Source organism: Pseudomonas sp. SG-MS2 (assembly GCF_009933855.1).
GTDB classification, from domain to species: domain Bacteria; phylum Pseudomonadota; class Gammaproteobacteria; order Pseudomonadales; family Pseudomonadaceae; genus Aquipseudomonas; species Aquipseudomonas putida_E.
In genome coordinates, this window is record NZ_MOMO01000009.1 from 1 (window position 1) to 8,346 (window position 8,346).

4 protein-coding genes and 1 pseudogene are annotated in these 8,346 nt (G+C 60.2%); 3 read left to right on the plus strand and 2 right to left on the minus strand.

Features of this window, described 5'->3' with window-relative positions:
* Positions 1–263: 263 nt before the first annotated feature.
* Positions 264–1,130 (plus strand): annotated as a pseudogene (locus BLX42_RS00695) (type II toxin-antitoxin system HipA family toxin); the annotation flags it as partial.
* Between the two features lie 125 nt (positions 1,131–1,255).
* A complete protein-coding gene (locus BLX42_RS00700) occupies positions 1,256–2,107 on the plus strand; it encodes a hypothetical protein (protein WP_161870941.1) in 852 nt (283 codons plus the stop codon).
* 466 nt (positions 2,108–2,573) lie between these two features.
* Here BLX42_RS00700 and BLX42_RS00705 read toward each other — a convergent pair whose 3' ends face one another.
* Together BLX42_RS00705 and BLX42_RS00710 are read right to left on the minus strand one after the other, a co-directional pair.
* On the minus strand, positions 2,574–3,824 hold the full coding sequence (locus tag BLX42_RS00705) for a ribonucleotide-diphosphate reductase subunit beta (RefSeq protein ID WP_012313106.1): 1,251 nt from the start codon (positions 3,822–3,824) through the stop codon (positions 2,574–2,576).
* Between the two features lie 577 nt (positions 3,825–4,401).
* Entirely contained in the window at positions 4,402–7,281 is a 2,880-nt protein-coding gene (locus BLX42_RS00710; RefSeq protein ID WP_161870942.1) for a ribonucleoside-diphosphate reductase subunit alpha, read from the minus strand.
* A gap of 680 nt (positions 7,282–7,961) precedes the next feature.
* Between BLX42_RS00710 and BLX42_RS00715 the strand changes: the two genes are divergently transcribed.
* A partial coding sequence (locus BLX42_RS00715) for a response regulator (protein ID WP_161870943.1) occupies positions 7,962–8,346 on the plus strand: 385 nt, incomplete at its 3' end.

Here is an 8,346-nt window from a genome sequence, read left to right on the forward strand (position 1 = left end):
CGATGGGGGTCGACATGGGGAGATCTTCCACTGACTGTTGTTCTTGTTATGTGTTGTCGTACAACGTCATCGGTTTTTTATCAAGCGACGATGGGGATGTCAACGCTTGCTGGCGCAATGTATTGAAGAAATGGCAGCCTTGAACAGCGCGTTTCAAGCAATGGCCGCTCTAGCCCGGGCTTCGAGATTTCCTTATAGAGGTACTACGACTAAAGTAGCTGAGAGGCGTCTGTTCCGACCCTATTTTCACATACGCTGCGCATGAAGTGCTTAAGGGTGGGGGCGGTGAGTTTCTGCAGAAACTGCTGCTCGTTGGTGGCTCACCTCAAGGTGCAAGGCCGAAGGCCTTGGTCTATCGCGATGACCACACCGGCTCCTTCACCACTGTCGCCAAACCAGGCCTTGAAGCCTGGCTGATCAAATTTCCGGCCAAGCAAGAGCACCCAGAGGTCTGCGCGATAGAAATGGTCTACGCCGAGTGCCTTCGCTTGTGCGGTATAGCGACACCGGGCACTCAGCATTTCAGCCTGCCCAATGGGCAAGCGGCCTTTGCCAGCAAGCGTTTCGACCGACAGGGTGGCCTGCGTGTGCCGATGCAAAGCCTTGCCGCATTTACCGGTGCCGATTTCAGATCGCCCGGTGCGCTGGATTACGTCAACTTCCTGCGTGCCACGCACATGTGCACCAATGACGTGCGGGAGAAGGCTCGTGCCTTCGAGCGCGCCGTGTTCAATGTGGCATTCAACAACCGCGACGATCACCCGAAGAACTTCGCTTACCTCATGTCCCGCACTGGCGAGTGGACGCTGGCGCCTGCCTATGATGTGACGTTCTGTGAAGGCCCTGGGGGCTATCACCAGATGGATGTGATGGGGGAGGCTTTGGATATTGGCCGCAAGGAGATGTTGGCTTTGGCAGGTGAGGCGGAAATTCCGCAGGCAGAGGCCAGTGAACTCATCGACCGCATTTGCGCAGTTGCCCGTCAATTTAAAGAACGGGCGCAACGCAGCTACCCCGGAATGATCACTCAAGAGTCCCTGCAGACTGTGCAGAGCCGCATCGAGGAAAATGTTGCGTTACTTGTTCGACCAATACAATCAAAAGCCACGGAACACAGGGCGGTTCGGTAGTGCAGAGCAGGTATCCCCTGGTGATCATCTTCATCCCGGACTTCCCCGTGAACCATTGATAACAAGGCATGTCCTAGTGCCATCAGAGACATGATGTTTCATTTCACAAGCAAGGAGGCACCACCATGCAATCCACCCCACCCACGTCCACCGGCAACCTGCTGGGCACTTACGGCTACGGCAAAGCGCTGATTATCAGCATGATCATCCTGGGCAGCATCTTCCTCGCCTTGGCCGCTTTCGTCGGCTACCTGAGCCTGGCCAGTAACCTGCAATTCAACGGCCCCAGGGGCATCTTTCATTTCACCATCGTCCTGTTGGGTGTGCTCGGCCTGAGCATGTTCGCGCTGGCCCTGTGGCAGAAAACGCTGCGCAAAGCCCGTTACGAGGTCTACGAAAAAGGCATCTGCCAGGTCATCGGCAACGAGCGTGACTACGTGCCCTTCAGCGAGATGAACGACCTGTACCTGTTCGCCTCCGGGCAGACCGCCTTCGCCGGCCTGACCAACAATCTGGCGTATCGGCGCAACGCAAGCGAGCCTTTGCGCCGGGTCAATCCGCACCTCAAGGGCCTGTTCGCCTTTATCGAGCAGGTGCGCGAACACTATCTGAACGAACGGCTACCAGCGGTATTGGCCACGCTTCACAATGGCGGGGCCGTGCAGTTCAACTATCTGGACACCAGCCAGGTATGGGGCAAGCGCCTCCGCGGCGACTTCTTGAACGTCACCACCAAGCCCCTGACTGTCACCCGCGACGCGCTCGAGATCGATGGCCGCAAGGTCTCGTTGAACAGCCTGGGCAATGTCGATCTCAATCAGTGGACCGAGTTGGTCGTTATCAAGGACGAGAGCGGTCAAACACTGCTGTCGACCGTCGGTAACGGGATCATGAGCTTCGACCTGTTCCTCAATACCTTGCACAACCTGCTTGAGGCACCGCAGGCGCAGCCCTTGCAAACCCAAGACATCGTTTAGAGCGCAAACCAGATACATGGTTAACAAATCCAACCCAATTGCCTGTGGACCCTACCGCGACCCTGCGCTATCTTCAGATCTGGCCTCGCCCTCGACCACGTAGACTGGCATGTCCAGTCCCGGCACCTCGCTGTGCCGTACCCCTCTTGTCGGCGTGGGCGGGGCCTCCTCATTTGCGCAGCGCCTGACCGGTTGAGACCCATCGCTCCGAGGACTCACGGGAGCCCGCCCATGGTGGGCCTTGGCCAGCAGCTACCAACACAAATCTCCCGTACTACGCAATTCCATCTGGAGCGGCCTTGCCGGGGCGCCGGACCGGTCGGAAAGGGCCGCACAGCGGCCCCGGCAATGGCACATGCGGCCGGTTTTTTGGAGCTGCCATGTACCCCTGTTGCGACTCAAGGCCGCTTTCACAGTTGTCTAGCGCCAAAAAAAAGGCTGCCCTAGGGCAGCCTTATCGTTGGGGTCAGTCCCAGCTCAACGCCCCACCCGTCTGATACTCGATCACGCGCGTCTCGAAGAAGTTCTTCTCTTTCTTCAAGTCCATGATCTCGCTCATCCATGGGAACGGGTTGGTCGTCCCTGGGTACTCTTCCTTCAAACCAATCTGGGTCAAACGACGGTTGGCGATGAACTTGAGGTAGTCCTCCATCATCGCCGCGTTCATGCCCAGTACGCCGCGTGGCATGGTGTCACGGGCGTATTCGATCTCCAGCTGGGTCCCTTGCAGGATCATCTGGGTCGCTTCTTCCTTCATCGCCGCATCCCACAGGTGCGGGTTTTCGATCTTGATCTGGTTGATCACGTCGATACCGAAGTTCAGGTGCATCGACTCGTCACGCAGGATGTACTGGAACTGCTCGGCAACGCCGGTCATCTTGTTGCGGCGGCCCATGGACAGGATCTGGGTGAAGCCGCAGTAGAAGAAGATGCCTTCCAGCACGCAGTAGTAGGCGATCAGGTTGCGCAGCAGCTCTTTGTCGGTTTCGACGGTGCCGGTGTTGAACTCCGGGTCGGAGATGGCGCGGGTGTACTTCAGGCCCCAGGCGGCTTTCTTCGCGACCGACGGGATCTCGTGGTACATGTTGAAGATCTCGCCTTCATCCATGCCCAGCGACTCGATGCAGTACTGGTAGGCGTGGGTGTGGATCGCCTCTTCGAAGGCCTGGCGCAGGATGTACTGGCGGCACTCCGGGTTGGTGATCAGGCGGTACACGGCCAGGGCCAGGTTGTTGGCAACCAGCGAGTCGGCGGTAGAGAAGAAGCCGAGGTTGCGCATCACGATGCGGCGCTCGTCTTCGGTCAGGCCGTCCTGGCTCTTCCACAGGGCGATGTCGGCGGTCATGTTGACCTCTTGCGGCATCCAGTGGTTGGCGCAGCCGTCGAGGTACTTCTGCCAGGCCCAGTCGTACTTGAACGGTACCAGCTGGTTCAGGTCGGCGCGGCAGTTGATCATGCGCTTTTCGTCAACGGCGACGCGGGCCGAGGAGCCTTCCAGCTCGGCCAGGCCTTCGGCGATGTCCAGGGCGTCCAGCGCGGCCTTGGCGCGCTTAACTGCGTCGGAGTCGGCGGCGGTGGCAGCACGGGCTTCCAGGGCGGCAGCACCGCCGGCGCTGTCGAGCTTGTCGAGGGTGGCGGCGGCGTTGGCCTGCGCAGGGGTGTTGCCTTTGGCGGCTACTTCGCCGTCTTCTTTGTCGAATTCGTCCCAGCTCAGCATGGTTTTGCTCCTGCTTGAGGATTGCCCTGAGGCAACCGGTTGGATTTTAAGAATGTGATGCCTGACGCAAGGCCGTTACGGCGAATGGACAGCTCGAGAGGCTGACTCTCGTTACATCTGGATTCGTGCCTGGCCAGGCCTCGGGGAGGGGCCAGGGACTTGAATAGGTGCCCTTTTCAGAGGGGGCGGAGTATACCGGAATTCGCTTTCGATCGGGGTGCGCGTCTTGCGGGCGAGGGTAATTTTTCGACCGGTTTTAAGCGCGTCCGTTCACGGTATCTCGTGTCGTCTTTTACGGGAAGGGAGTTTAGCGGCAAATGGCGCGAGGCACTACATGTTGTGGTTTTTTATTTTATCGATACATCATGTTGGGTTGGCGCGGTTTTTGTAGGAGCGGCCTTGTGTCGCGAAAGGGCCGCAAGGCGGCCCCTGGAATCCACTATTTTCACAAGGATTCCGGGACTGCTTTGCAGCCCCTTCGCGACACAAGGCCGCTCCTACAAAAGCTGCGCTTGCGCAGATAAGAAAATGCCACCAGGAGCACCCGTTGGGGCACCCCTTGCGGCATCAGCAGGCCTTACTGGCAGGCTTCGCAGTCCGGCTCGTCGATCGCGCAAGCCTTCGGCACTGGCGCCGGGCCTGCGGCCTGGGCCGGGGCGCTGTCGCCGCCGCTGGAAACGGCGTTGAGCTTGCCGGTGTTGATGGTCGACTTCTCGGTGCTGGTCGCGGCCAGGGCACGGAGGTAGTAGGTGGTTTTCAGGCCACGGTACCAGGCCATGCGGTAGGTCACGTCCAGCTTCTTGCCCGAAGCGCCGGCGATGTACAGGTTCAGCGACTGCGCCTGGTCGATCCACTTCTGGCGACGGGAGGCGGCATCGACGATCCACTTGGTCTCGACTTCGAACGCGGTGGCGTACAGGTCTTTGAGCTCCTGCGGAATACGCTCGATCTGCTGCACCGAACCGTCGTAGTACTTCAGGTCGTTGATCATGACCGAGTCCCACAGACCGCGGGCTTTCAGGTCGCGCACCAGGTACGGGTTGATCACGGTGAACTCGCCCGACAGGTTCGATTTCACGTACAGGTTCTGGTAGGTCGGCTCGATGGACTGCGACACGCCGGTAATGTTGGCGATGGTCGCGGTCGGCGCGATGGCCATGATGTTCGAGTTACGGATGCCTTTCTGTACGCGGGCACGTACCGGCGCCCAGTCCAGGGTTTCTTCCAGGTTGACGTCGATGTACTTCTGGCCACGGGCCTCGATCAGGATCTGTTGCGAATCCAGCGGCAGGATGCCTTTGGACCACAGCGAACCCTGGAAGGTCTCGTACGCGCCGCGCTCATCGGCCAGGTCGCAGGACGCCTGGATCGCGAAGTAGCTGACCGCTTCCATCGACTTGTCGGCGAACTCCACCGCAGCGTCGGAGCCGTAAGGGATGTGCTGCAGGTACAGCGCGTCCTGGAAGCCCATGATGCCCAGGCCGACCGGGCGGTGCTTGAAGTTCGAGTTACGCGCTTGCGGCACCGAGTAGTAGTTGATGTCGATCACGTTGTCGAGCATGCGCACGGCGGTGTTCACGGTGCGTTGCAGCTTGGCGGTGTCCAGCTTGCCGTCGACAATGTGGTTCGGCAGGTTGATCGAGCCCAGGTTGCAGACCGCGATCTCATCCTTGTTGGTGTTCAGGGTGATCTCGGTGCACAGGTTTGAGCTGTGGACCACGCCCACGTGCTGCTGCGGCGAGCGCAGGTTGCACGGGTCTTTGAAGGTCAGCCATGGGTGGCCGGTCTCGAACAGCATCGACAGCATCTTGCGCCACAGGTCTTTGGCCTGGATGGTCTTGAACACCTTGATCTTGTTGTACTCGGTCAGGGCTTCGTAGTACTCGTAGCGCTCTTCGAAGGCCTTGCCGGTCAGGTCGTGCAGGTCTGGCACTTCCGATGGCGAGAACAGGGTCCACTTGCCGTCATCGAAGACGCGCTTCATGAACAGGTCAGGGATCCAGTTGGCGGTGTTCATGTCGTGGGTACGACGACGGTCATCACCGGTGTTCTTGCGCAGCTCGATGAATTCTTCGATGTCCAGGTGCCAGGTTTCCAGGTAGGCGCACACAGCGCCTTTGCGCTTGCCACCCTGGTTCACGGCGACGGCGGTGTCGTTGACCACTTTCAGGAAGGGTACGACGCCCTGGGATTTGCCGTTGGTGCCTTTGATGTAGGAGCCCAGTGCACGCACAGGAGTCCAGTCGTTGCCCAGGCCACCGGCGAATTTCGACAGCATGGCGTTGTCGTGGATCGCGTGGTAGATGCCCGACAGGTCGTCCGGCACGGTGGTCAGGTAGCAGCTCGACAGCTGCGGGCGCAGGGTACCGGCGTTGAACAGGGTCGGGGTCGAGGCCATGTAGTCGAAGGACGACAACAGGTTGTAGAACTCGATCGCACGGGCTTCCTTGTCTTTCTCTTCCAGCGCCAGGCCCATGGCCACACGCATGAAGAACACCTGCGGCAGCTCGAAGCGTACGCCATCCTTGTGGATGAAGTAGCGGTCGTACAGGGTCTGCAGGCCCAGGTAGGTGAACTGCTGGTCGCGCTCGTGGTTGATCGCCTTGCCCAGTTTATCCAGGTCGAAGGCGGCCAGGGCCGGGTTCAGCAGCTCGAACTCGACACCCTTGGCGATGTAGGCCGGCAGTGCCTTGGCGTACAGGTCGGCCATCTCGTGGTGGGTGGCGCTGTCGGCAACGTTCAGGAAGCCCAGGCCTTCGGCACGCAGGGTGTCCATCAGCAGGCGGGCGGTGACGAACGAGTAGTTCGGCTCGCGCTCTACCAGGGTACGGGCGGTCATCACCAGGGCGGTGTTGACGTCCTTGATGGCCACGCCGTCGTACAGGTTCTTCAGGGTTTCGCGCTGGATCAGGTCGCCATCGACTTCGGCCAGGCCTTCGCAGGCTTCGCTGATGATGGTGTTCAGGCGCGCCATGTCCAGCGGCGCCAGGCTGCCGTCGGCCAGGGTGATGCGGATGCTTGGGTGCGGCTCGACCGCGGCGTCGGTGTTGGCGCGGGTAGCGCGCTCTTTGGCACGCTGGTCGCGGTAGATCACGTAGTCACGGGCGACTTTCTGCTCGCCGGCACGCATCAGGGCCAGTTCGACCTGGTCCTGGATTTCTTCGATGTGGATGGTGCCACCCGATGGCATGCGACGCTTGAACGTGGCGGTGACCTGCTCGGTCAGGCGCGCGACGGTGTCGTGGATGCGCGACGAGGCAGCGGCGGTGCCGCCTTCAACTGCGAGGAACGCCTTGGTGATGGCCACGGTGATCTTGTCGTCGGTGTAAGGGACGACAGTGCCGTTGCGCTTGATCACGCGCAGCTGGCCCGGAGCGGTCGCGGCCAGATCCTGGTTGGAATCGGCGGCCTGCGGCGCCAAAGCCTGCGGGTTCTCGCGAGTTGTGTCGGTTTGCATGGGTGGGTGTCTCCACAGTTTCTATATGTTCAGGCGCCTTTTGGGCGCCCACCGTTCTGTCCACTTGTTCGACGGCCCTGGCGGGGATGCGTCATGCGCACGCATCCGCCCGCTCGGGCGTACCGACTTCGGGACAGACTCAGGAATAAGGGGCAAAGAACATGCCGCTCCCTGGCCGAAGTCAAAGGCTATGGGGCTAGCCCAAAAGCTGTTGCTCTCCATCTCCGCTGGAGCGGTTTGGTTGTTGAAACCACAATAAGTTCAGGCAGAAAAATCGCTTGAATTTGTCTGCTGACTCATGCTTGGCGTTGGTGTGTGAAACCCAACATCTAGTGGTTCGCTGCGCTGGGGATACAAGATAATGCGGTATCGGGGGCTTTGCAAGGCGAGCGCCTGTGGATAAGTTGTGCGTACTTTGTGAGTGAATAGTGGGTATTCGCTGTAGGCCTTGTACCAAGTGGTTTGCAGTATTTTTCTGCGGCTCGTTGCCCCGGTGCAGATTTTTCAGGGCGCGAACCCTAGCACAAAAATCGGTTCAGTCCAGGGGTGTTTCCGCTGAGGTTGGCAGTGCCGGGTGCGGGACGTAGTATCGGCAGGGGATGTTGCCTTTTGGTTAAGGTGGCAATGCCGGCGATGGGGCCGGAACAGGCAACGCAAAAACAACAATCAAGGCAAACGCCATGGACCAACCCGTACCCCGCATCCTGATCGTCGAAGACGACCAGCGCCTCGCCGAGCTCACGGCTGAATACCTGCAGGCCAACGGTTTCGAGGTGGCAGTGGAGGGCGATGGTGCGCGCGCCGCCCGGCGTATCGTCGACAGCCAGCCAGACATGGTCATCCTCGACCTGATGCTGCCCGGTGAAGACGGCCTGAGCATCTGCCGCCGCGTACGTGGCCAGTACGCAGGCCCCATCCTCATGCTCACCGCCCGCAGCGACGAGCTCGACCAGGTCCAGGGCCTGGACCTTGGTGCTGACGATTACGTGTGCAAGCCGGTGCGCCCACGCCTGCTGTTGGCACGCATCCAGGCCCTGCTGCGGCGCAGCGAGCCGGCACAAGGCA

Coding starts and splice junctions, on each gene's coding strand:
- BLX42_RS00700 (WP_161870941.1), top strand. CDS start 1,256: ATGCAATCCACCCCACCCACGTCCACCGGCAACCTGCTGGGCACTTAC.
- BLX42_RS00705 (WP_012313106.1), bottom strand. CDS start 3,824: ATGCTGAGCTGGGACGAATTCGACAAAGAAGACGGCGAAGTAGCCGCC.
- BLX42_RS00710 (WP_161870942.1), bottom strand. CDS start 7,281: ATGCAAACCGACACAACTCGCGAGAACCCGCAGGCTTTGGCGCCGCAG.